Here is a 23,249-nt window from a genome sequence, read left to right on the forward strand (position 1 = left end):
CGGTGGGACCGGCGGGAACTTCGGGAACGGCATCGAGGAACGGCGAGGACGAGCGTGCACGTCGGGGCGGCCGAGTGAGACTGCTGCACACGTCGGACTGGCACCTGGGCCGGTCCTTCCACCGGGTGAGCCTGCTCGACGCCCAGCGCGCCTTCCTCGCCCACCTCGTCGCCACCGTCCGCGACAGGGACGTCGACGCCGTCCTGGTCGCCGGCGACGTCTACGACCGGGCCGTACCGCCACTGGCCGCCGTCGAGCTGTACGACAGCGCGCTGCACGCCCTCGCCGACCTCGGCGTGCCCACCGTGATGATCTCCGGCAACCACGACTCGGCCCGCCGGCTCGGCGTCGGCGCCGGCCTGATGGACCGGGCCGGCATCCACCTGCGCACCGACCCGGTGACCTGCGACCGGCCCGTCGTCCTGCACGACCCGCACGGCGACGTGGCCGTCTACGGCCTGCCCTACCTCGAACCCGCCCTGGTCCGCGAGGAGATCGGCGCCGAGCGGGCCGACCACGCCGCGGTCCTGGGCGCCGCCGCCGACCGGGTCCGCGCCGACCTCGCCGCCCGGCCCGCCGGCACCCGCGGCGTCGTCCTCGCGCACGCCTTCGTGACCGGCGCCGCACCCTGCGACAGCGAGCGCGACATCACCGCGGGCGGAGTCGCCTCGGTGCCCGCCGCGATCTTCGACGGCATCCACTACACCGCGCTCGGCCACCTGCACGGCTGCCAGACCGTCACCGAACGGATCCGCTACTCGGGCTCGCCGCTGGCCTACTCCTTCTCCGAGGAGCACCACCGCAAGAGCATGTGGCTGATCGACCTCGGAGCGGGCGGCGAGATCGCCGCGGAACGCCTCGACACGCCCGTCCCGCGCCGGCTCGCCCGGCTGCGCGGCCGGCTCGAGGACCTGCTCGCCGACCCCGCGCACGAACCGCACACCGGCGCCTGGGTCGAGGCCACCCTCACCGATCCGGTACGCCCCTACGAGCCGATGGCCGCGCTCGCCAAGCGCTTCCCGCACATCCTCAGCCTCGGCTTCGACCCCGACGACCGCGGCGACGACCCCGTCGCCTCCTACGCCCGCCGGCTCGCCGGACGCGACGACCAGCAGACCGCCGAGGACTTCGTCGCCCACGTCCGCGGCAGCGAACCCGATCCGCACGAGCGGCTGGTGCTGCGCGAGGCCTTCGACGCGGTACGCGCCGCCGCGGCCACGGCGGAGCGCGACTGATGCGGCTGCACCGGCTCCGGCTCGCCGCCTTCGGACCGTTCGCCGCGGCGCAGGACGTCGACTTCGACGCGCTGTCCGCCGCCGGCCTGTTCCTGCTGCACGGCCCCACCGGCGGCGGCAAGACCTCCGTCCTGGACGCCGTCTGCTTCGCCCTCTACGGGCAGGTCCCCGGCGCCCGGCCCGCCACCCGGCTGCGCAGCGACCACGCGGCGCCCGGCACGCCGACCGAGGTGGTGCTCGAACTCACCCTCGCCGGGCGGCGCCTGGAGATCACCCGGCGCCCCGAGCAGCCGCGCGCCAAGAAGCGCGGCACCGGGGTGACCACCGAGAAGGCCGTCACGCTGCTGCGCGAGCGGCGCGACGGGCAGTGGCACGCGATGTCCAAGTCCCACCAGGAGGTCGGCGAGGAGATCAGGCAGCTGGTCGGGATGAGCTGCGAGCAGTTCTGCCAGGTGGTGCTGCTGCCGCAGGGCGAGTTCGCGACCTTCCTGCGGGCCGGCGCCACCGAGCGCGCCGCGCTGCTCGGCCGGCTCTTCGACACCCGGCGCTTCAGGTCGGTCGAGCACCGGCTGCGGGACCGCAAGCAGGACGCGGCCCAGCGGCTCGTCGCGGGCGACCGGGAGATCGAAGGGCTCGCCGCCCGCATGCGCCAGGCGGCCGGCGACACCGGCACGGACGCGGACCCCGCGCAGCCCGCGGAATTCCTGGCGCACGCCGCCGTGCTGCGCTGCACCGCCCGCGAGCAGTACGACATCGCCCGCGCGGCCGTGGACCAGGCCGAAGCGTCCCACGCGGCCGCGGAAGAGGCAGCCGTGCGGGCCCGCGAGCTGTACGCGCTCCAGCAGCGCCACGCCCAGGCCACCGCCCGCGCCGCCGTCATCGCCGCCGAGCGCCCCACCCGCACCGCGGCCCGCACCGCCCTGTCCCGCGCCCAACGCGCCACCACGGTCGACCCGGCCCTCACCCACCGCGACAAGGCCGCCACCCACCACGAGGACTGCCTGGCCCTGGAACGCGAGGCCTCGGCGGCCCTGGCGGCGGTGGGCGAGCCCGGCCTCGACCCGCGGCCGGCCGGCGCGACCCCGGGGGAGCCCGAGGCCCTCCCGGCGGCCGACCGCGTGCCGGCGCCGGCCGGCGCGGCGGTGTCCCAGCGGACTGGCGAGGTCGCGGCGGATAGCCCCATCCCGGCGCAGTCGCTCGGCGACGCAGATTCGGGCCGGGTGGTGCGGCCGGGTGCGGCCGCCGGGACCGGGTCGGGGCAGGCGGTCGGCGAGGTGGCTGCGGGATGGACGCTCCAGGCGGGTCCGGCCGCCTCGGAGGGCAGCAGTTCGGAGTCCGGCCCCGCGCACGCGCAGGCTTCCACCGCCGGGGCCGTGCCGGGGCAGGCGGTCGGCGACGCGGCTGCGGGCCGGGTGTCCCGGCCCCGGTCGGCCGCCTCGGGAAACAGCAGTTCGGCGGATGGAGCCGCCGCCGATGTGCCCGGCCCCGCGCACCCGCGGGTCGGTGCCGTTCCCGCGCAGGCCGTGGGCGCCACGGCGTCGCGGAACGAGGCGCGGGTCGAGGTGCTGGTGCGGCGGGCGGGGGAGTTGCGGGAGGTGGTCGGGGGGCTCGTGGCCGCGGGGGAGGCCGAGGCGCGGGTGCGGGAGGTCGGGGCGCGCAGGGAGTCGCTGGAGCGGGAGGAGCGGGCCGACGACGAGGCCGTGCGGGACACGGGCGGCTGGCTGGGCGAATGGCCGCGGATGCGGGCCACCTTGCAGGCGCGGCTCGACACCGCGCTGGAGGCCGCCGCAAGGGCGGGCGAGCTGGCCGGCGCGGCGGAGCGGGCCCGTGCGCGACGGGACGCGGCCGTCGAACGGGACACCCTGACCCAGGAGTTGGCGCAGGCGGAGCAGACCGGGAGAGACGCGCGGGACCGGGCGGGCGACGCGCGCGAGGCGTGGCAGGACCTCAGGGAGAGCCGCATCTCCGGTATCGCCGCCGAGTTGGCCGCCGAGCTGACCGACGGCGAGCCCTGCCGGGTGTGCGGATCGGCCGCACACCCGGCGCCGGCCCGCCCCGCCGACGACCGCGTCACCCGCGCCGACGAGGACGCCGCCTACGCCGCCTTCCAGCGCCGGACCGCCGACCACGACGCGGCGCGCGAGACGGTCACCCGGCTGCGTACCGGACGTGACGCGGCCATCGCCATCGCGGGCGACACCCCGCAGGACGAACTCGCCGCCGCCCACCGCGCGGCGGAGGCGGCACACGCCGAAGTTGCACGCGCGGCGGCGACCGTACCCGAGGCCAGGGCCGCGCTCGCCCGCGCCGAGGAGGAGCGCGACCGGCGCACCGCACAGCAGCAGGACGCGCTGCACCGCACCGCCGCCCGCACCTCGCGCCGCGAGGAGTTGGACGAGCAGTACGAGCGGTTGAGCGGCGAGTTGGCCAGGGCTCGGGACGGCCACCCCAGCGTGGCCGCCCGCAGGGACCGGCTGGCCGCCGCCATCGCGCTGCTGGACCGCGCGGCCCACGCGGTCAGGGAGCGTATCGACAGCGAACAGCGCCTCGCCGAGGCGGAGTCGGCGCTCGCCGACGCCGCCGCCCGGGCCGGTTTCGGCTCGGCTGAGGAGGCCGCGGCCGCCCTGCTGCCACCGGCCCGGCTGTGGGAGGCCGAACGCCGGGTGGCGGCCTGGGACAAGGAGGAGGCCGCGGCCGAGGCCGACCTCGCGGCGCCGCAGCCCGCGGCGGCCGCGGCGCTGCCCGCCGCGGACCCGGTCGCCGCCCAGGCCGCGCTGGACGCCGCCAACCGGCGGCTGCGCCAGGCGTCCGCCGCCGAGTCCGCCGCCGCCACCCGCCGCGCCGAACTGGACCGGCTGGGCGCCGAGGCGTCCGCCGCCGTACGCGAACTCGCGCCGGCCCGTGCCGCGTACGACCGGATCGCCCGGCTGTCGGACCTGGCCTCGGCCACCTCCGCCGAGAACCAGTACCGCATGGAGCTGGAGACCTACGTCCTGGCCGCCCGCCTCGAACAGGTCGCCGCGGCGGCCGGGTTGCGGCTGGAGCGCATGTCGGGCGGCCGCTACACCCTCGTCCACAGCGACGCCCGCGGCGGTGGCAGGACCAAGTCGGGCCTCGGCCTGATGGTGGTGGACGCCTGGACCGGCACGGAACGGGACACCTCGACGCTGTCCGGCGGCGAGACCTTCTTCGCCTCGCTCGCCCTCGCCCTGGGCCTCGCCGACGTCGTCACCGACGAGGCGGGCGGCATGCGCCTGGACACCCTCTTCATCGACGAGGGTTTCGGCAGCCTCGACGAGCAGACCCTCGACGAGGTCCTCGACGTCCTCGACGGGCTGCGCGAGCGCGACCGCGCGGTCGGCATCGTGAGCCACGTGGCCGACCTGCGCGACCGCGTCCCGGCCCAACTCCAGGTCGTCAAGGGCCGGGACGGCTCGGCCGTGCGGCAGCGCACCGGCTGAGCACCGTCAAGACAACGGCACCGGCACCCTCACAGCACCAGGGGCCGGCGCTCCAGCGGCGAGGAGTAGACGATGCTGGTGGTGACGGCGCCGAGCCCGGAGATCCGGCCGGTCGTCTCCTCCAGATGCCGCATCGAGCGCGCGGCGACCTTCATCACGAAACAGTCGTCCCCGGTGACGTGGTGCGCTTCGAGCACCTCGGGCGTGCTCGCCAGCAGGTCGTGGAAGGGCTTGTAGTTGCCGGTCGGATAGCGCAGCCGCACCATCGCCAGGATCGGCAGCCCGATGCGCTCGTGGTCGATCACCGCCGAATAGCCGGTGATCACCCCCGCCTCCTCCAGCCGCCGCACCCGCTCGGTGACGGCGCTCGGCGACATCGCGACGGTACGTGCCAGCTCGGCGAAAGTGGCGCGGCCGTCCCGCTGCAGGGCTTCCAGCAGCCGCCAGTCGGTAGCGTCCAGGGAATAAGCGGTCATTCCTGAGGGATACCAGGGATTAGCCCGGCAGATCAAGCCGGAGGCCGGGGAATCCTACTTCCCGGCCGACCCGGTCGGCCGTAGATTCTCAGCCATGACGACACACCTTCCCGCACCTGCCCTGACCAGCGCCAACCCCGTCCTGCGGGTGCCGCCCGCCGCACCCGCGGACGCCGCCGCCTACTTCACGGCGAGCCTGGCTTTCCACACCGACGTCTCCGACGTCGCCGCCGCCCTCGAAGCGGCGGAAGGCGGCGGCGACCCCGGCTTCGTCCTGGTCGACACCCGCAGCACGCAGGCCTGGGACCAGGGCCATATCCCCGGCGCCGTCCACCTGCCCACCGCCCAGATCCCGCAGCTCGCCGGCGCCTTCCTCGACCACGCCGTCCCCGTCGTCGTCCACTGCTGGGGCCCCGGCTGCAACGGCGCCGTGCGGGCGGCCGCCGCACTGGCCGGGCTCGGCTACCAGGTCAAGGAGATGCTCGGCGGGATCGAGTACTGGATCCGGGAGGGCTTCGGCTACCGGACGGCCGAGGGCCCGGCCCGCCGCGACCCCGACGCCCTGACCGCACCGCTCGGCGCCGACGCGTGCGGCTGCTGACGGCAGCCGTACGCGGCGTACGGCCACCTGGCCGGACCGCTCACGGCGCGGCCCGGAGGCCCGACCGCGGCGCGGCTCAGACCGGCAGGCCGCGCAGCTCGTACGCCCACAAGTCGCCACGGTCAGCGGTCTGCTGGAAGCCGATGCGGGCCAGCACCGCCTGGGACGGGGCGTTCCCGGGCTCCGTCGTGGCGCGCACGAGGTCCACCTCGGGCTGGCTCAGGGCCCATTGGCACAGCGCGCGCGCCGCGTCGGTGGCCCATCCGGCGCCGCGGCCCGAGGCGGACAGGTCGTAGCCGATCTCGACCGAGCCGCCGTCCGGTGGCCCGTGGAAGCCGGCGCCGCCCACCGCCGTGCCGTCGACGGTGCGTTGGATCGCGAACAGGCCCCAGCCGGGCCGGTAGAGGCCGGCCGCGGCAGCGGCGACCGTCATCGAGGCCGCCCCTATCGTGCCCTCGCCCGGCACCCCGTCGATCCACGTCAGCCCGGCCGGCTTGCCGTCCGCCAGCTGCGCCGCGTCCTGCGGCAACTGCTCGCGCAGCGTCAGCCTGCCCTGGGTCAGGACCAGCCGGCCGCCGTCGAGGGAAGCGTGCAGGGTCATCTGGCCTTACCGCCTTGTCGGGGGAGTTCACGGGAGGGACGGGTCGCGCCGCGCCCGGGAGGGGCGCGGCGCGGGGGCAACGCGGTCTACAGCGCGGAGATTTCCTCGACCAGGTCGTCCAGGCCGAGCGAGCCGAGCGACAGCGCCGCCATGTGCCACGCCTTCGCGTCGAAGGCGTCGCCGTGCGCGGCGCGCGCGGCCTCCCGGCCCAGCAGCCAGGCCCTCTCGCCGAGCTTGTAGCCGATCGCCTGGCCGGGAATGCCCAGGTAGCGGATGATCTCGCTCTCGACGAACTCGGGCTTGCGGCCGCTGTGCCGGCCGAAGAACTCCTGGGCCAGCTCCGGCGTCCAGGTCTCACCGGGGTGGAAGGGCGAGTCCGCGGGGATCGCCAGGCCGACGTGCATGCCGATGTCGATGATCACCCGTACCGCGCGCATCATCTGCGCGTCCAGGTAGCCGAGCCGCCGCTCCGGGTCGGAGAGGAAGCCGAGCTCGTCCATCAGCCGCTCGGCATACAGCGCCCAGCCCTCGGCATTGGAGCTGACCAGGCCGACGCCGGCCTGGTAGCGGGAGAGGTCGCCCGCCACGTGGGCCCACTGGGCGAGCTGCAGGTGATGCCCCGGCACTCCCTCGTGGTACCAGGTCGACACCAGGTCGAAGACCGGGAAGCGGGTGCGGCCCATCGTCGGCAGCCAGGTGCGGCCGGGCCGGGAGAAGTCCTCGGAGGGCGAGGTGTAATACGGTGCCGCCGCACCACCGGGCGGCGCGATGCGCGCCTCGACCACCTTGACCCGGTCGGCCAGGTCGAAGTGCGTGCCGTCGAGCGCCTCGATCGCCTCGTCCATCAGGGCCTGCAACCAGTCCCGCACCTCGTCCACGCCCTCGATGGCCTGGCCGTGCTCGTCGAGGTGCGCCAGCACCTCCCAGGGGTCCTTCCCCGGCAGGATCCTGGCCGCCTCGGTGACCATCTCGCCGTGCAGCCGGTGGTATTCGGACCAGCCGTACGCGTACGCCTCGTCCAGGTCCAGGTCGGTGCCGTTCCACATCCGCGACCAGGTCGCGTACCGCTCGCGGCCCACCGTCTCCGGAGCCCCCTCGATGGCGGGGGCGTAGGTGTCGCGCAGCCAGTCGCGCAGCTCCAGGAAGGCGGCGGTGGCCTCGGCGGCGGCCGCGTCCAGCTCGGCGCGCTGCTCCTGGGGGCCGTCCGCGACCAGGCTCGCGAACCAGCTGCCCGAGCCCTCCTCGCCCGTCCACTCGGTGAACTGCTTGATCATCGTGGCGACCTGCCACGGCCCGCCGTACAGCTTGCGGGCCAGGCCCTCGGTCAGCGAGACGCGGTAGCCGGCCAGCGCGGCCGGCACGGCGCGTAGCCTGGCGGCGAGATCCGCGAAGTGCTCCGGGGTCTCGGCCGGCATCAGCGTGAACACCTCGCGGATGTGGTGCGCGGGGGTGTCGAGGTTGCTCACCGACCGCAGGTGCTCGTCCGCCGCGTGCACCGCGAGCTCGGCCGTCAGCCGCTCGCGCAGCAACCGCGCGCAGCGCCGCTCGGCGTCGCTGTCGCCCCCGGGAGCCGACTCGGACTCGGCGAGCCGGTCCAGGGTCGTGCGGGCCAGCGCCGCGCGCGCCTCGGCGCCGGCGGGCGAGAAGTCGGGCAGCCGCCGGGCCGTGCCCGGCACCCCCAGATACGTGCCGAGTGCGGGGTCGAGTGCGACGAGGTCGTCGACGTAGGCGTCGGCGACCTGGCGGGGAAGCGAGGAAGCGGTGAGAGTGGACATGCGGCCATCCTCGTACGAGACCGGGCACCGCGTCACCATCATTGTGACGTTCGCCCCTGACACCGGCGTGTCGCCGGGGGCGGTGGACGCGGACCGCGTCCGGCCGGTCCGCCGTGGCGGGGGGCGGACTCCGCGCGCCCCGCCACGCCGAAGGCCCTCCTAGGGCCTGTCCGGCGGATCTTGCCGGGTCTGCGACGCCCGGCACCGCACCCCTCCCCCTGCCTTCGGCGGGAGGTGCCCCCAGCGTTGTCGAATCATCCTTGTACGACCCGGTACGAGGACGATTCTCCGCCTTGCGATGTACGGCACCGGACGCCGCAGGCTGATCCGCCAAGATCCGCCGGACAGAACACCTAGCGGCGGGCGGCAGCCCAGGGGAGGGCGGCCGGCGACGGCAGGGTCGCGGTGATGACGAGGGTGCCGTCCTCGACCTGGTAGTCCAGGGGGAGTCCCAGCTCCCGCATCGTCGCGACCATCCCCGTGTTCGTCGCCCGGGTCACCGCGTAGGCGCTCTCGCGCCCCGCCTCGGACGCCAGTTCCACCAGCTTGCGCAGCAGCACCGCTCCGATGCCGCGGCGCTGCCAGCCGTCCTCGACCAGCAGTGCGACCTCGTTCTCGTCGCCGTCCCACAGCAGGTGGCCCAGGGCCACCAGGCGGCCGGAGGCGGTCTCGACGGCCAGGGACTGGCCGAAACGCGGGCTGAGCAGGTGGTCGAGGTAGCGGTCGGCGTCATCGGTGGGGCCGTGGTAGCGCATCGCCAGCGTGGCGGGGGAGCAGCGGTCGTGCATCGCCAGGGCGGCCGTGCGGTCCTCGGGACCGGCCCGGCGCACCGTCAGCTCGTTGCCTTCGGGCAGCGTCACGACGTGGCGGCTGTCGGGCACCCGTACGCCGAGCCTGGCGTCCAGCTCCACCAGGGCGCGGGCCCTGGCGAATTCGGTCGGGGTGAAGGGCAGGTGGTCGCGCTGCACGGTGATCGTGCCGCCCGACGGGTCGCCCAGCCGCATCACGGTGTCCTCCAGGGTGTCCTGCACCGGCCCCTCGCCGGCGGCCGCCGGGATGGACCTGATGGTGCAACGGCCGAACAACTGGCGGAGCGCCAGCGGCAGTTCCGCGGCGTCCAGGGCGGTACGGGTGGCCAGGGTGAGCATCCGGGTCGGGGTGTCGACCAGGTCGTGCGCGTCGGCGCGCTCCAGCCAGGTGTCGGTGCCGCCCGCGTCGGCGACGGTCAGCACCAGCGCCGCGGCCGGCAGCGCCGCCGGCGCCCGCAGCAGGAACTCGTCGACGGTGCCCTCGGCCAGCGGATGGGTCTGCAGCGTGACGATGTCCACCCGGCTGCCCGCCAGCGCCGTGCACACCGCCCCGAGGCTGCCGGGGGTGTCCCGCACGGTGGTGCGCAGCCGCCACAGCGTCGGCTCGGCGTCCTCGCGCCGGTCGGCGTCCCCGGCGGGCACCTCCGGTACGGCGGCGGCCGGGGTGCGGCCGGAGCGGCGGTGGGTCCACCACACGTGCGCGGCGGCGGCGGCGAGCAGTGCCGCGGCCGAGGTCATGAGCAGCAAGCCGCCGTCCGGGCCGTGGTTCACCAGGTCGGCGATGAGGTCGGCGGCGGCCATCGCGGCGAACAGCGCGGCCACTTCCGTGAGGTCGCGGCCCCAGTGACGGCGCCGGGTTGCGGCCCGAACAGGAGGCACGGGAGTCGTATGAGGCATACGCCTACAATGGCGAACTCGTGTTGCGTGATCACGAACATGCCGTGACCAGACGGTAAAGGGCGGATCTTCTCGGTTAACTTACCTTTTCAACGTCTTTGGCGTCCGTTGCCGGTACGAAACCGACCACCGCGCCTCGGCGCCCTGCTCAGGGCGGGCGGCACCCTGACCGACCGCGGTCGATCGGCGGCCGGGTCGGGCGGCGGTGCCGGCCGCTACCGCCGCGCGTACGCCCTGCTCGGGTCAGCCCTCGCAGACGTGGATGTGCCCCGCGTGGGGAAATTTCGGCGGGTGCGGTTCCAACGCGCCCCACAGCGGGAAGCCGGACTTCACCGCGACCCGGCAGGAGGCGGTGTTGGGCACCGCGTGCAGCAGTTCCAGCCGGCTCAGCGCCGGTGCGCCCGCCCCGCTGCCGAGCGCCCAGCCGGTCACCGCGCCGACCGCCAGGGGCGCGATGCCCCGGCCGCGTACGGCAGCCGCCGTCCAGTAGCCGATCTCCGCGGACGGAGCCCCGGCCGTCTTCCGCTTGACCGCGACATGCCCGACCGGCCGCGCGGCGTCCCGCTCGACCACCGCGAAGCTGTAGCGCAGCCCGCCCTCCCAGGCCTGCGCCTGCTGGTCGATCCACTCCCGCGCCGCCGCCGTGCCGTCGAGGGTGCTCATCAGCCAGCGCCGCATGTCCGGGTCTTGGTGCTCGGCCGCCAGGGCCTCCGCGTCGTCCGCGGCCCAGGGGCGCAGCAGCAGTCCCGGCCAGCCCGCCTGTGCGGGGACGGTGAGTTCGACGGTCATCCGATGGCCTCCCAGGTTTCGCCCGCCAACTTACGTGCAGCCCGCACCGGTCATCGCACCAGGAGGCGTACGGCTCGGGCGATCGCCTCCGGCGTCAGGTGCGCGTAGCCCACCACCAGCCGGACCCGGCCGTCGTCGCCGCCGTCGGGCGGCCGTGGGGACGTGCGGTAGTCGGACAGCGGCCGGACGGCGACGCCCGCGCGGGCCGCCGCGGCGAGGAAGGCCGGCTCGGGCCCGTAGCGCTCGGGGAGGGTGACGATCGCGTGCAGCCCGGCCGCGATGCCGCTCACCTCGCCGCCGGGGGCGTACCGCGCCAGCGCGCCGACCAGCGCGTCCCTGCGCGCCCGGTACAGCCGCTGGCAGCGCCGCAGTTGGCGGTCGTACGCGCCGGAGGCCAGGAAGTCGGCGAGCACGGCCTGCTCGGTGACCGAGTGCCCGAGGTCCATCGTCCGCTTGCGCTCCGCCGCCTCCGCGACGACGTCCCGCGGCCCGACCAGCCAGCCCAGTCGCAGCCCGGGAGCCAGCGACTTGCTCGCGGAGCCGGTGTAGACGACGTGTTCCGGCGCGAGCCCCTGGAGGGCGCCCACGGGCTGCCGGTCGTAGCGGAAGTCGCCGTCGTAGTCGTCCTCGACGACCGTCCCGCCGCAGTCCCGCGCCCAGCCGGCCAGCGCGGCCCGCCGGGCGGCGGAGTAGGCCACTCCGGACGGGAACTGGTGGCACGGCGTGACCACCGCGGACCGTACGCCGGCGGCCGCCAGCGCCGCGACCGACAGCCCCTCCGCGTCCACCGGGATCGGTACCGCGGTCAGGCCCGTCGCGGCGAGCAGCGCGGTGTGCTCGGGGCTGCCGGGGTCCTCGACGGCGGTCGTCCGCTGCCCGCGGGCGTGCAGCACGAGCCCGAGCAGGGTGTGCGCCTGTGCCACCCCGGACGTGACCATCACCTGGTCCGGCTCGGCGGCCACCCCGCGTCGCCGGCCGAGCAACGCGGCGAGCGCCGCCCGCAGTTCGGGCAGGCCACGCGGATCGGGATAGCCGAAGGCGCGGTGGGGGAGGGCGGTCATCACCCGCCGGTGCGCCGCCGACCAGGCGGCTCGCGGGAAGAGCGCGAGGTCCGGCAGGCCGGGCCGCAGGTCGTCGGGCCCGCCCCGGTCGTCGGCGGCGAAATCACCACCGGGCCGCGGCGCCGGACCCCGCCGCACGTCGGCCACCCAGGTGCCCGCGCCCTGCCGGCTGGTCAGATACCCCTCGGCGGTGAGCTGCGCATATGCGTCGGTGACCATCCCCCTGGACACCCCGAGGTCAGCGGCCAGCTCCCGACTCGACGGCAACTGCGTTCCGGCCCCCAACCGCCCTACCCGCACCGCCTCCCGCAACCCCGCCTGCAAGGCCCGCCCCCGCCCGCGCCCGCCCCCGAGCTCCACCAGCACCTCCCACGCGGGCCCAGGCCCGCCGCTGCCACCTGGCGCGGTCGGCCCGCTGCCGTCTGCCGGAGCAGTGCCGCGAGCGCGCCGTGGCGCGGCGTGCCGGTGAGCGCCACGGCCGGGCGCGGCCGCCCAGCCGTCGGCCCCGGCCGGCTTGGCGCCGGTGTCCGGCGGGTCCTGCGTCCCGGCCGGCTTGGCGCCGGTGTCCGGCGTGCTCCGCGTCCCGCCCGGCTCGGCTCCTTCGCCCGTTGCCCGGGTGGGCTCGGCTCCTCCGTCGGGGACGCGAGCCCCGCCGCTCGCTTGCCGCGGGGCCCGCGCGTCAGTCGCCGCCGGCCCGTCCGCGGGCACCTCGGGGCGTACCGTCGCCGAATCCGCCCTCGAAGTGGTCCGCTTCGCTCTCATGGGATTGGACCTTAAACCGGACCACTCCCACTCCTAGCGTTGCCGCATGACGTCCTCCTCCCACCGGGCCGGCATCGGTCTCGCCGCTCTCGCCTGCTTTCTCGTCGGCGCGTCCTTCACCGCCGGCGGCGCGCTCGTCGGATATCCGCATGCCGGCGGGCAGGCCGTGCGTTACGGCGTCGCGTCCGCGCTGCTGGCGTGGCCCGCGCGGCGGGCCGGGGCGCGGGTGCGGCTCGGGGCGCTGCGGGGGAGGCAGTGGGCGCTGGCGGCGGCGGTCGCCGGCGTCGGCATGGTCGGCTTCAACCTGTCGGTGCTGGCCGCCGAGCGCACCGCGCAACCCGCCGTGCCCGGGGTGCTCGTGGGGTGCGCACCGGTCGTCGTGGCGGTGCTGGTGCCACTCGCGGCGGGGCGTCGGCCGACGCCGGCGGGTGCGGCGGGGGCCGTGATGGTCGCGGGCGGCGCCTTCGTCGTCCAGGGGTGGGGCGGGACGGACGTGCCCGGCCTGTTGTGGTCGGTGGCCGCGCTCGGCGGCGAAGTGGGCTTCGCGCTGCTCGCCGCACCCCTGGTGGCCCCGCTGGGGCCGCTGGTGCTGTCCGCGTGCGTGTGCGGGCTGGCCGCCGTCGAGGCCGCCGCGCTCGGCGTGGCGCTGGAGGGTACGGCGGCGCTGCGCGTACCGACCGGGGCGGAGGCGGCGGCGCTCGGCTGGCAGGCGGTCGTGGCCACCGTCATCGGGTTCGTGTGCTGGTACGCCGGCATGCAGCGGCTCGGCGCGGAACGCGCCACCCTCTTCTCCGGCCTGATCCCGGTGTCGGCGGCGCTGACCGCACCGCTGGTCGCGCTCGGCACCTTGGGCGCGGCCCAACTCGCCGGCAGCGCCCTGGTCGCGGCCGGCGTCGCGGTCGGCGCGAGCCGTCGCCGGGAGCGGCCGCGGAAGCCGGTCGCGGGGCCGGCCGGGCGCGCGGCCCAGCCGGCCCCGATGCGCCGTTGAGGCCGACTCCGGGGGAATTGTCCGGCGGCGGGAACTCCGGTGGGATGGGGGGAGTTGTGGCAGTACGGGCCGGTGCGCGGCACCGGCCCGGCCAACTGCCCCGACCGGGCGCCCCCGTCCCGGTCGGGGCGCCACGGCCGCACCGCGTCCGCCCGCCCCTCCTCGGGCGGACGCGGCGCGGAGGCGGCGGGCACGCCGCGTGCTGCCGAAGCGGCGGGCACGCCGCGTGCTGCCGAAGCGGCGGCCAAGGCGAAAGCAGCCCCCGAGCGAGCGGGGCAGGCCCCTGTGCGTGGCGCCCTACTTCACGCCCAGCACCTGCTGCAGCGGGTCGATGGCGAAGTAGGCCAGGAAGCAGACCGACACCCCCCACACCAGCGGGTGCACCTCCCGGACCTTGCCGAGCGCCACCTTGATGACGACGAAGGACAGGAAGCCCGCCCCGATGCCGTTGGTGATGCTGTACGTGAAGGGCATCGCGGCGATCGTCAGGAAGGCCGGGATCGCGATGTCGTACTGCGTCCAGTCGATGTTGCGCACCTGCGCCATCAGCAGGAAGCCCACCGCGACCAGCGCGGGCGCCGCCGCCTGCGAGGGCACCACCGAGGCCAGCGGCGACAGGAAGAGCGCCACGGCGAAGAGCGCCCCGGTCACCAGGCTGGCGAGCCCGGTACGGGCACCCTCGCCGACGCCCGCCGCGGACTCGACGTAGGCGGTGGCGGACGAGGCGGACGCCCCGCCGCCCGCGACGGCCGCGGCGCCGTCGATGAAGAGCACCCGGCCGATGTTCGGCACCCTGCCCTGCTCGTCGAGCAGCCCGGCCTCGCTGGAGATGCCGACGATCGTGCCCATGGCGTCGAAGAAGTCGGACAGCACCAGCGTGAAGACGAACAGCGACGCGGTGACCACCCCCGCCTCCGAGAAGCCGCCGAAGAGGCTGAAGTGGCCGATCAGTCCGAAGTCCGGGGTGGCGACGATGTCGTCGGGCACCTTGGGCGCGGTCAGCCCCCACGCGCCGGCCGGCAGGTCGGCGACCTTGTCGACGATGATCGCCACGACCGTCATCACCACGATGCTGATCAGGATCGCGCCCCTGACCCGCCGGGCCACCAGCGCCACCGTCAGCAGCACGCCGAGGCAGAACACCAGTACCGGCCAGCCGGTGAGCGTGCCGGTACCGCCGAGCTGCACCGGCACGGTGGTCTTGGCCGCGTCCGGGATGCGGCTGGCGAAACCGGCGTCGATGAAGCCGATGAAGGCGATGAACAGGCCGATGCCGACGCTGATCGCCTGCTTGATCGGCAGCGGGATGGCGTTCATGATCGCCTCGCGCAGCCCGGTGGCGACCAGGACGCAGATCAGCAGGCCTTCGAGCACCACCAGGCCCATCGCGTCGGGCCAGCTCATCTTCGGCGCGAGCTGGAAGGCGACCACCGCGTTCAGCCCGAGCCCGGCCGCCACGGCCAGCGGCAGATTGCCGCCGACGCCCATGATCGCGGTCATCACCGCGGCCACCAGCGCGGTGGCGGTGACCAGCTGGGTGGTCGACAGGTGGTGCCCGAACTTGTCCGTCGCACCGGACAGGATGATCGGGTTGAGCACGAGGATGTACGCCATCGTGAAGAAGGTGGCGAAACCTCCGCGTATCTCCCGTCCCGGTGTCGAACCGCGCTCCGATATACGGAAGTAGCGGTCCAGCGCGTTGCCTCCGGGTGGCGGTGCGGACACCGGCTTCTCGGTGTCCACGACGGGTCCTGGCATGGTGCTCCTCTGGTGTTGCGTCTCGGGCGTGACGAGTCGTTGCGCGTCGGGTGCCGCGGATCCGGTGGCGCGAAGCGCCGCCGCCGCGGCCCCGCCGCACACGCGTTTCCGCAGGCTGGGCACACGGATTGTCCTCGTTCGAGGGCCCGGGCGGGTTTCCGTGGCGTTACCCGGTATCACCGTCGGGTTTCAGCCATGCTCAGGTCAATACTCGCGTCCCGACCGCCGACGCCACCCCAGCGGCCGGCGGCTACAGCCCGCCGGCGATCCGCAGCACCGCGCCCGTGGTGTACGACGCCTCCGCCGACAGCAGCCAGGCCACCGCCCCCGCGATCTCCTCGGGCTGGCCGGGGCGCCGCATCGGCACCCGCTCGGGATTGCGCCACGGCCGCTGCGGGTCGCCCATCGCGGCGTGGATGTCGGTGACCACCATTCCCGGCTGCACCGAGTTCACCCGCACCCCGTCGGGGCCCAGCTCCTTGGACAGCCCCACGGTCAGCGCGTCCACCGCGGACTTGCTCGCCGCGTAGTGCACGTACTCGCCGGGGCTGCCCAGGGTGGCGCCGCCCGAGGAGATGTTCACGATCGCGCCGCCGTCGCCGCCGTAGCGGGTGGACATCTCCAGCGCCGCCCGCCGTGCGCACAGCAGCGCGCCCATCAGGTTGACGTCCACCACCCGGCGCATCACCTCGACCGGGGTCTCGGTGAAACGGCCGAGCGGGCCGGTGATCCCGGCGTTGTTCACCAGCCCGGTGACCGGGCCCAGCTGCTCCTTGACCGCGTCGAAGTAGGCGTCGACCTGGTCCGCGTCGCTGGTGTCGACCTGGAAGAGCAGGCATTCGCCGCCCTGTTCGCGGATCCGCCGGGCGACGTCCTCGGCAGCGTCCTTGGCGCGCTCGTAGCCGATGCCCACCCGGTGCCCCGCGGCGGCCAGCCGCAGCGACACCGCCGCCCCGATGCCGCGACTGCCGCCGGTGACCAGCGTGACCTCGCCCATCGACCATCCGCTCCTTCGTGCCTGACGTTCCGTGGAGTGCCTGACCTGCCGTGCGGTGCCTGACCTGCCAGGCGGTCCGTGCGCTGCCGCCGGTGCCGTGCCGTCCGCAGCGCCCCCCGATGATCACGAACGCTATCGCAGCACTCCGTCAACATCGCATGAACGGCACACGTATCCGCTTCCTGCGGGCCTGTACCGGTTCGAGGATTGGTCTTGACCAAGCTTGGCGCCCGGCTCTATCGTCCGTAGTAGTGCAAGGACCTTTAATAAAGAGTGGTTAGGAAACAAGGCTGAACAAGCCTTGAGCTGATTGCGAGGACAGGGTGGGGACCACGCAGCTCGAATCGGTGCCTGAGCCTAAGTACTGGCACCTCAAGACCGTGCTGAACGACGCCCTCGACTCGGAGTTCGAGGTCGGTGAGATCCTGCCGAACGAGCGGGATCTGGCCGCCCGCTTCGGTGTCGCCCGGGCGACGCTCCGGCAGGCGCTGGAGCAGTTGGAGCTGGAAGGCCGGCTGCAGCGCCGCCGTGGTGTCGGCACCACCGTGGCTCCACCGCGTATGGGTGTCGCCGTCGGCCCGTCGGCCAACAGCTGGCCCGGCGCGCGCGACGCCTGGGAGACCGTCGGCTGCGTCGAGGCCGTCGCGCCCGCCGCGATCGCGGCCCTGCTCGGCACCGGCCCCGACGAGGCCGTGCACACCATCCGCCGGGCCCGCGTGATGCGCGGCCAGCCGGTGGCCGCCGAGCTGCTGTACGTTCCGCCGGCGTCCGTGCCCGGCCTGCCCGCCGACCTGTCGCCGGCCGCCCACGCGCCCGCCGTGCTGCGCGAGCTGCACGCCCTGGAGCTGGAGGGCGAGGACCGCGCCGTCGAGCTGGGCTCGGCCCGCGCGGACGACGCCAAGCAGCTGGACCGGCTGCCGGGCGCCCCGGTGCTGGTCGTCACGTCGCGCTACTACACCGGCGGGCGGGTCGCCGCCGCGTCGGTGTCCACCTACCGCGCCGACACCTGCCGGCTGACCTTCGGCGATGCCGGCGCGTTCGAGGTCACCCACCACCAGCAGGACACCCGCCAGGCCTCCTGACCCGGCACCGCACCCAGCGCAAAGGCCCGCCCCGCGAGGGACGGGCCTTTCGCGTCACCGTACGTTCGTGCGAGAACCCACCTGCCGGACGGGACTTCGCGGACACGCCCTACGGCCAGCGCCGCCCCATCGACGTCTGCTCCACCGCGAAGAGCTGCTGCTCGACGTGGTCGAGCGCCAACCGCAGCGCGCCCGTGGCGATCGCCTCCTGGCCCAGCGCCGACAGCGTCACCTTCGGCGCGCGCAGGCAGTAGCGGGTGAGCTCGGCCCGCAGCGGTTCCAGTACGCCGTCCAGGCCCGCGGCCCAGCCGCCGATCACCACCAGCTCCGGGTCGATGGCCAGCACCAGGGCCGCCACGTCGTGCACCAGCCGTCCCAGGAACCGCTCGACGGCGTCCTTGGCCTGCGCGTCGCCCTGCTTGGCCAGTGCGAAGACCCGCTCGACGGCGGGCTCGTCCAGCGGGTGCAGCGGCTCGCCGGTGGTGGACAGCAGATGCTCGGGGGTGACCTCGCGGCCCAGCAGGTGCAGCGCGCCGATCTCGCCCGCGGCGCCGCCGAAGCCGCGGTGCAGCCGGCCGCCGATCAGCGATCCGGCCCCGGGGCTGAGCCCGGCCAGCACGAAGACCACGTCGTCGGTGCCGACCGCCACGCCCTTCCAGTGCTCGGCCACCGCCGCGACGTTCGCGTCGTTCTCCACCAGCACCGGGCAGCGGAAGGAGCGCTGCAGCCGCTCGCCCAGCGGCAGCCCGGTCCAGCCGGGAAGTGCCGTGCCCAGCCGCACCTCGCCGTGCGCCTCCACGATGCCGGGGCTGCCGACGCCGACCGCCCACAGGGTGCTGCGCGCCACCCCGGCCTTGCGCAGCAGCTCGGCGACCGTGCCGCGGACCCGGTCGAGCCGGTCGTCGGCGGATGCCGCCTCGTCCACGTCCCGCCCGTGCGAGCCCAGGACCTGGCCGCTCAGGTCGGACAGCACCACCCGTACCTGGTGGGCGCCGATCTCGATGCCCAGCAGGTGCCCCGCCTCGGCGTGGAAGCGGAAGCGCCGGGCCGGCCTGCCCTGCTTGCGCGTGTCACCGGCCTCCGGTCCGACCTCGACCACCAGGTCGGACTCCGTCAGCCCCTCGATGACGCCCTCGACGGTGGGCCGGGACAGGCCGGTGCTGTGGACCAGCTCGGTGAGGGTGGGAGTCTGCGCTCCGCGCAGGGCATCGAGGACGACCGCGGAGTTGATCCGCCTGAGCAGGGACGGATCCCCGCCGGTGAGTCGCCCCACGTATGTCCTCCCAGACTGTGCCTGTGTGTGGCGGATCGTACCCGGAGCGGGGGCTCGCGGCGAGTGCGGTCCCGTTACGTTTCTGCTCCGCAGGCAGGGCCTGCGCCGGCCGGCTGCCACCGGCCGTACCGACGCACCGTCAGCCGCCTTGCCGGGGTGGTGCGAAGGCGGCCGAGCGCAACCTGCCGAACTCCTCGGCGAGCGCCGCGGGCGTCCAGTGCGCGTTGAGGCCGCTCGGGCTGGGCAGCGCCCAGATCCTGGTCGCGCCGAGCGTGCGCTGCTGCGGGCCGACCTGCGCGCGCTTGTCCGCGAAGGCCACCCGGTAGGCGGTAACGCCGAGGATCGCCAGCCACGCCGGCCGGTAGAGGGCGACCTTCTCGGCCAGCAGCCGGCCGCCCTCGACCAGCTCCTCCGCGCTCAGCTCGTCGGCCCGCGCGGTGGCCCGCGCCGCCATGTTGGTCACCCCGAGCCCGAGGCCCAGCAGCTGCTCCTGCTCGGCCGGCGCGAAGCGCCGCGGGGTGAAGCCCGAAGCATGCAGCGCCGGCCAGAACCGGTTGCCGGGACGGGCGAAGTGGTAGCCCGTCCACGCCGACATCAGGCCCGGGTTGATCCCGCAGAAGAGCACCCGCAGGCCCCCCGCGAGCAGGTCGTCGAGCCTGCGGTCACGGGCCGCCGTCAGCTGTTCGGGCGTCAGAGGATCGCCCCCGGGCGGTACGCGGCCGCCTGCGGGTGCGCCTTGACGACGTCGTCGATCCGCCGCACCACCTCGACGACCTGCCCGGCCGCGGCGCCGGTGAAGGACAGCCGGTCGGCCATCAGCTCGTCCAGCTGCGTACGGTCCAGCGGGATCCGCTCGTCGGCCGCGAGCCGGTCGAGCAGCTCGTTGCGCTCGGTGCCCTGCTCGCGCATCGCCAGCGCGGACGCCACCGCGTTCTCCTTGATCGCCTCGTGGGCGACCTCCCGGCCGACCCCGGCGCGCACCGCGCCCATCAGCACCTTCGTCGTCGCCAGGAACGGCAGGTAGCGGTCCAACTCGCGCGCCACCACCGCGGGGAAGGCGCCGAATTCGTCCAGCACCGTCAGGAAGGTCTCCAGCAGCCCGTCGAAGGCGAAGAAGGCGTCGGGCAGCGCGACCCTGCGCACCACCGAGCACGACACGTCGCCCTCGTTCCACTGGTCGCCGGCCAGCTCGCCGGTCATCGAGGCGTAACCGCGCAGGATCACCATCAGCCCGTTGACCCGCTCGCAGGAGCGGGTGTTCATCTTGTGCGGCATCGCCGACGAGCCGACCTGGCCCGGCTTGAAGCCCTCGGTGACCAGCTCGTGCCCGGCCATCAGCCGGATCGTCTTGGCCAGCGACGACGGTGCCGCCGCGAGCTGCACCAGCGCGGTCACCACGTCGTAGTCCAGCGAGCGCGGGTAGACCTGGCCGACCGAGGTGAAGGCCCGCGAGAAGCCCAGGTGCGCGGCGATCCGCTGCTCCAGCTCCGCGAGCTTGCCGCCGTCGCCGCCCAGCAGGTCCAGCATGTCCTGCGCGGTGCCGACCGGGCCCTTGACGCCGCGCAGCGGGTAGCGGCCCAGCAGGTCCTCGACCCGCTCGTAGGCCACCAGCAGCTCGTCGGCCGCCGTGGCGAACCGCTTGCCCAGCGTGGTGGCCTGCGCCGCCACATTGTGCGAGCGCCCGGCCATCACCAGCTCCGCATACTGCCCCGCCAGCTGTCCGAGCCGGGCCAGCACCGCGACCGTGCGGTCCCGCACGTGGTCCAGGGAGAGCCGGATCTGCAGCTGCTCGACGTTCTCCGTCAGGTCGCGGGACGTCATGCCCTTGTGGATCTGCTCGTGCCCGGCGAGCGCGTTGAACTCCTCGATCCTGGCCTTCACATCGTGCCGGGTGACCTTCTCGCGCTCCGCGATCGACCCCAGGTCCACCTGTTCGAGCACCCGCTCGTAGTCGGCGACGGCCTGCTCGGGCACGTCGATTCCGAGGTCCTTCTGCGCCCGCAGCACCGCCAGCCACAGCCGGCGTTCCAGCACCACCTTCTGCTCGGGGGACCACAGGGCGGCCAGCTCGGTGGAGGCATAGCGACCGGCGAGGACGTTCGGGATACGCGGCTTGACTGTCACGTGTGCAGATTCTACTGGCCGCGGGCGTGCCGCAGGTCCGTGCGCCGTCCGCGGCGGATCAGCCGCCCGCCTCGTACGGCACCGGGTCGGGCTCGTACGGCAGCAGGTCGGGGCGCTTGGCCGGGCGGCCGTCGCCCGAGGAGCGGCCGGTCAACCTGCGGCCGATCCACGGCAGCAGGTGGCGCCGGGTGAAGCGCAGGTCGGCGGCCCGCCGGGCCGCCCAGCCGGGGCGTACCGCGGGCGGCAGCCGGACCGTCCAGTCGGCCTGCGCGGGCAGGCCGAGCGCCTGCCAGACCGCCTCGGCGACCCGCTCGTGGCCGTCGGCGGTCAGGTGCAGCCGGTCGTCGGCCCACATCCGCTGGTCGCCGAGCACCTCGGCGCCGTAGAGGTCCACCACGATCGCGCCGTGCCGCACCGCCAGGTCGTCGACGAAGGCGAACAGCTGCTCCATACGCGGCAGGAACCGGGTCGCGACCGGGCCGCGGCGGGCCGGGCTGCGCATCAGCACCAGCTGCCGGCAGGACGGCGCCAGCCGGGCCACCGCGCTCTCCAGGTGCGCGCACACCGCGTTTACGTCGCAGCCGGGCCGCAGCACGTCGTTGAGGCCGCCGACCAGCGTGACCAGGTCCGCGCCCATGGCCGCGGCGGTGTCCACCTGGTCCTCGGCGATCTGCCGGATCAGCTTGCCGCGCACCGCGAGGTTCGCGTAACGGAAGCCGTCCGCCGAACCGGACAGCGCGGCCAGCCGCGCGGCGAGCAGATCGGCCCATCCGCGGTAGCTGCCGTCGGCCAGCAGGTCCGACATGCCCTCGGTGAAGGAGTCGCCGACGGCGACGAAACTGGTGTAAGTGAGATCGTTCTCCATCGCCCGGCGATCCTATCCGCCGCCCTGCCGGCGCCGGGCGGGCACGCCCTAACCGACGAGCGTCTGGGTACCGAGCACGCCGAGCAGTGCCAGCCGCTCGGCGTCCCGCGTACCGGGCTCCGCCGTGTAGACCATGATCCGCAGGTCGCTGCCCTCGACGTGCAGCAGGTCGCAGTCCAGGGTCAGCAGACCCAGCTGCGGGTGGTCGACGGTCTTGCGGGACCCGTCGTGCTCGGCCACCGCCCGGGAGTCCCACAGCCGCGCGAACAGCTCGCTGTCCGCCCGCAGCTCGGCGATCAGCCGCCGCAGCCGCTGGTCCGCCGGATAGCGCGCGGCGGTCGCACGCAGCCCGGCGACCTGCGAGATCCGCAGCGAGGCCAGGGTCTCCTCGGTGTGGACGGTCCGGGTGGACGTGCCGAGGAAGGTACGCCACACCGCGTTGCGCTCCTTGCCGTGGAATTCGCCCATGAGCGCCGTGAACAGCGGGTTGGCCAGCAGCAGCGTCCAGGCCGCGTCGGAGACCGCGACCGGCGTCCCCGACAGCCGGTCCAGCAGGCGCTGCACGCTCGCCGGGATGAAGGCGGGCACCGTGCCCCGGCCCGGCGGCACCAGGCCGGCGGCGTGGAAGAGCTGCTCGCGCTCGGTCCCCGACAGCCGCAGTGCCCGGCCCAGCGCCTCCACCACCTGCTCCGAGGGGTTGGCCGAGCGGCCCTGTTCCAGCCGGGTGATGTAGTCCACCGAGATCCCGGCGAGCAGCGCCAGCTCCTCGCGGCGCAGCCCGGCCGCGCGCCGGTGGCCGCCGACCGGCAGCCCGGCCGTCTCCGGCGGGACCCGGTCCCGCCAGCGCCGCAGCATGTGCCCGAACTCCGTGGTCGCCATGACCCCACTGTCGCACCGCCGCCCGCCGGCCGTCCTGGTACTGCCGGTCCCAGGAAGCCGAGGGACCTGGCCGCCCGCACACCGCGGGGCCAGCCTGGGGACATGACATCAACACTGATCACCGGAGCGAACAAGGGCCTCGGCCACGAGACCGCCCGCCGCCTCGTGGCCGCGGGCCACACCGTCTACCTCGGCTGCCGGGACGCCGAGCGCGGCCGGCTGGCCGCCGAACGGCTGGGCGCGCGGGCCGTCCTGTTGGACGTCACCGACGACGCGTCGGTGGCGGCCGCGGCGAAGGCGGTCGAGGCGGACGGCGGCCTCGACGTGCTGATCAACAACGCCGGCATCCAGCGCGAGATGGCCGAAGACGGCACCGTCGCCGGCGCGGCGGACCTGACGGCCGACATGATGCGCGCGACGTTCGAGACGAACGTCTTCGGCACGGTCCGCGTCACCCACGCCTTCCTGCCGCTGCTGCGGCGCTCCGCGGCCCCCGTCGTGGTCAACGTCAGCAGCGGCCTGGGCTCGCTCGCCCTGCTCTCCGCCCCCGGCACCCACGCGTACGACTACCCGGGCGTCGCCTACCCGGCGTCCAAGACCGCGGTGAACATGCTCACCGTGCAGTACGCCAAGGCCTTCCCGGCCTTCCGCATCAACGCGGTGGAGCCCGGCTTCACCAGGACCGACCTGAACGGCAACACCGGCGTCCAGAGCGTCGCGGAAGGCGCCGAGATCATCGTGCGCACGGCGCTGCTCGGCCCCGACGGACCGACCGGCGGCTACTTCACCGCCGAGGGCACCCTGCCCTGGTGAAGC

General features: G+C 74.8%; 19 protein-coding genes. 6 read left to right on the forward strand and 13 right to left on the reverse strand.

Going from position 1 to position 23,249, the window contains the following annotated elements; all coding sequences use genetic code 11:
- Positions 1–74: 74 nt before the first annotated feature.
- Positions 75–1,235 carry an exonuclease SbcCD subunit D gene (locus BUE44_RS29645; protein ID WP_073502106.1) on the forward strand — a complete coding sequence of 387 codons (1,161 nt, stop codon included), beginning with the start codon at positions 75–77 and terminating at the stop codon, positions 1,233–1,235.
- Positions 1,235–4,696 (forward strand): AAA family ATPase, encoded by a 3,462-nt coding sequence (locus BUE44_RS29650; protein ID WP_073502107.1) that lies wholly within the window; start codon positions 1,235–1,237, stop codon positions 4,694–4,696. Before BUE44_RS29645 ends, BUE44_RS29650 begins: the two co-directional genes overlap by 1 nt.
- 29 nt (positions 4,697–4,725) lie before the next feature.
- Here BUE44_RS29650 and BUE44_RS29655 read toward each other — a convergent pair whose 3' ends face one another.
- Entirely contained in the window at positions 4,726–5,172 is a 447-nt protein-coding gene (locus BUE44_RS29655; RefSeq protein WP_073502108.1) for an Lrp/AsnC family transcriptional regulator, read from the reverse strand.
- A 94-nt stretch (positions 5,173–5,266) separates the two neighbouring features.
- On the opposite strand from BUE44_RS29655, the gene BUE44_RS29660 reads away from it, so the two are divergent.
- Positions 5,267–5,773, forward strand: a complete 507-nt coding sequence (locus tag BUE44_RS29660; protein ID WP_073502109.1) for a rhodanese-like domain-containing protein — start codon at positions 5,267–5,269, stop codon at positions 5,771–5,773.
- 76 nt (positions 5,774–5,849) lie between these two features.
- Here the strand turns inward: BUE44_RS29660 and BUE44_RS29665 are convergent, their stop codons facing one another.
- The 5 genes from BUE44_RS29665 to pdxR form a co-directional block, all read right to left on the reverse strand.
- The gene (locus BUE44_RS29665; RefSeq protein ID WP_073502110.1) at positions 5,850–6,374 is read right to left on the reverse strand and encodes a GNAT family N-acetyltransferase; all 525 of its coding nucleotides are present in this window, start codon (positions 6,372–6,374) and stop codon (positions 5,850–5,852) included.
- Between the two features lie 86 nt (positions 6,375–6,460).
- Positions 6,461–8,149 carry a DUF885 domain-containing protein gene (locus tag BUE44_RS29670; protein WP_073502111.1) on the reverse strand — a complete coding sequence of 563 codons (1,689 nt, stop codon included), beginning with the start codon at positions 8,147–8,149 and terminating at the stop codon, positions 6,461–6,463.
- A 353-nt stretch (positions 8,150–8,502) separates the two neighbouring features.
- Complete coding sequence (locus tag BUE44_RS29675) at positions 8,503–9,837, reverse strand: GNAT family N-acetyltransferase (RefSeq protein ID WP_235002587.1); 1,335 nt, start codon at positions 9,835–9,837, stop codon at positions 8,503–8,505.
- A 261-nt stretch (positions 9,838–10,098) separates the two neighbouring features.
- Entirely contained in the window at positions 10,099–10,644 is a 546-nt protein-coding gene (locus BUE44_RS29680; protein ID WP_073502113.1) for a GNAT family N-acetyltransferase, read from the reverse strand.
- A 50-nt stretch (positions 10,645–10,694) separates the two neighbouring features.
- Positions 10,695–12,065 (reverse strand): MocR-like pyridoxine biosynthesis transcription factor PdxR, encoded by a 1,371-nt coding sequence (pdxR, locus tag BUE44_RS29685; RefSeq protein WP_407640071.1) that lies wholly within the window; start codon positions 12,063–12,065, stop codon positions 10,695–10,697.
- A gap of 448 nt (positions 12,066–12,513) precedes the next feature.
- Here pdxR and BUE44_RS29690 point away from each other — a divergent pair, with 448 nt between their 5' ends.
- Positions 12,514–13,455 (forward strand): DMT family transporter, encoded by a 942-nt coding sequence (locus tag BUE44_RS29690; protein WP_073502115.1) that lies wholly within the window; start codon positions 12,514–12,516, stop codon positions 13,453–13,455.
- A gap of 297 nt (positions 13,456–13,752) precedes the next feature.
- Here the strand turns inward: BUE44_RS29690 and BUE44_RS29695 are convergent, their stop codons facing one another.
- Together BUE44_RS29695 and BUE44_RS29700 are read right to left on the reverse strand one after the other, a co-directional pair.
- Positions 13,753–15,213, reverse strand: coding sequence for an NCS2 family permease (locus tag BUE44_RS29695; protein WP_073502116.1), 1,461 nt, complete (start codon positions 15,211–15,213; stop codon positions 13,753–13,755).
- 250 nt (positions 15,214–15,463) lie between these two features.
- Entirely contained in the window at positions 15,464–16,210 is a 747-nt protein-coding gene (locus tag BUE44_RS29700) for an SDR family oxidoreductase (RefSeq protein ID WP_073502117.1), read from the reverse strand.
- Between the two features lie 323 nt (positions 16,211–16,533).
- Between BUE44_RS29700 and BUE44_RS29705 the strand changes: the two genes are divergently transcribed.
- Entirely contained in the window at positions 16,534–17,292 is a 759-nt protein-coding gene (locus tag BUE44_RS29705; protein ID WP_073502118.1) for a GntR family transcriptional regulator, read from the forward strand.
- Between the two features lie 109 nt (positions 17,293–17,401).
- On the opposite strand, the gene BUE44_RS29710 is transcribed toward BUE44_RS29705, so the two are convergent.
- From BUE44_RS29710 to BUE44_RS29730, 5 genes are all read right to left on the reverse strand, one after another.
- A complete protein-coding gene (locus BUE44_RS29710) occupies positions 17,402–18,565 on the reverse strand; it encodes an ROK family protein (protein ID WP_073502119.1) in 1,164 nt (387 codons plus the stop codon).
- 139 nt (positions 18,566–18,704) lie between these two features.
- A complete protein-coding gene (gene mug, locus BUE44_RS29715) occupies positions 18,705–19,259 on the reverse strand; it encodes a G/U mismatch-specific DNA glycosylase (protein WP_073502185.1) in 555 nt (184 codons plus the stop codon).
- Positions 19,256–20,689 (reverse strand): adenylosuccinate lyase, encoded by a 1,434-nt coding sequence (gene purB / locus BUE44_RS29720; RefSeq protein ID WP_073502120.1) that lies wholly within the window; start codon positions 20,687–20,689, stop codon positions 19,256–19,258. The genes mug and purB overlap by 4 nt, the downstream gene beginning before the upstream one ends.
- Positions 20,690–20,747: 58 nt before the next feature.
- Entirely contained in the window at positions 20,748–21,554 is an 807-nt protein-coding gene (locus tag BUE44_RS29725) for an SGNH/GDSL hydrolase family protein (protein WP_073502121.1), read from the reverse strand.
- 48 nt (positions 21,555–21,602) lie between these two features.
- Positions 21,603–22,433, reverse strand: a complete 831-nt coding sequence (locus tag BUE44_RS29730; RefSeq protein WP_073502122.1) for a helix-turn-helix transcriptional regulator — start codon at positions 22,431–22,433, stop codon at positions 21,603–21,605.
- Positions 22,434–22,535: 102 nt separating this feature from the next.
- Here BUE44_RS29730 and BUE44_RS29735 point away from each other — a divergent pair, with 102 nt between their 5' ends.
- A complete protein-coding gene (locus BUE44_RS29735; protein WP_073502123.1) occupies positions 22,536–23,246 on the forward strand; it encodes an SDR family NAD(P)-dependent oxidoreductase in 711 nt (236 codons plus the stop codon).
- Positions 23,247–23,249 lie beyond the last annotated feature (3 nt).

Source organism: Actinacidiphila paucisporea, assembly GCF_900142575.1.
In the GTDB taxonomy this organism is placed as follows: domain Bacteria; phylum Actinomycetota; class Actinomycetes; order Streptomycetales; family Streptomycetaceae; genus Actinacidiphila; species Actinacidiphila paucisporea.

Coding starts and splice junctions, on each gene's coding strand:
- BUE44_RS29700 (WP_073502117.1), bottom strand. CDS start 16,210: ATGGGCGAGGTCACGCTGGTCACCGGCGGCAGTCGCGGCATCGGGGCG.
- BUE44_RS29725 (WP_073502121.1), bottom strand. CDS start 21,554: ATGGAGAACGATCTCACTTACACCAGTTTCGTCGCCGTCGGCGACTCC.
- BUE44_RS29655 (WP_073502108.1), bottom strand. CDS start 5,172: ATGACCGCTTATTCCCTGGACGCTACCGACTGGCGGCTGCTGGAAGCC.
- BUE44_RS29650 (WP_073502107.1), top strand. CDS start 1,235: ATGCGGCTGCACCGGCTCCGGCTCGCCGCCTTCGGACCGTTCGCCGCG.
- BUE44_RS29730 (WP_073502122.1), bottom strand. CDS start 22,433: ATGGCGACCACGGAGTTCGGGCACATGCTGCGGCGCTGGCGGGACCGG.
- BUE44_RS29660 (WP_073502109.1), top strand. CDS start 5,267: ATGACGACACACCTTCCCGCACCTGCCCTGACCAGCGCCAACCCCGTC.
- BUE44_RS29665 (WP_073502110.1), bottom strand. CDS start 6,374: ATGACCCTGCACGCTTCCCTCGACGGCGGCCGGCTGGTCCTGACCCAG.
- BUE44_RS29695 (WP_073502116.1), bottom strand. CDS start 15,213: ATGCCAGGACCCGTCGTGGACACCGAGAAGCCGGTGTCCGCACCGCCA.
- BUE44_RS29735 (WP_073502123.1), top strand. CDS start 22,536: ATGACATCAACACTGATCACCGGAGCGAACAAGGGCCTCGGCCACGAG.
- BUE44_RS29670 (WP_073502111.1), bottom strand. CDS start 8,149: ATGTCCACTCTCACCGCTTCCTCGCTTCCCCGCCAGGTCGCCGACGCC.
- BUE44_RS29680 (WP_073502113.1), bottom strand. CDS start 10,644: ATGACCGTCGAACTCACCGTCCCCGCACAGGCGGGCTGGCCGGGACTG.
- BUE44_RS29690 (WP_073502115.1), top strand. CDS start 12,514: ATGACGTCCTCCTCCCACCGGGCCGGCATCGGTCTCGCCGCTCTCGCC.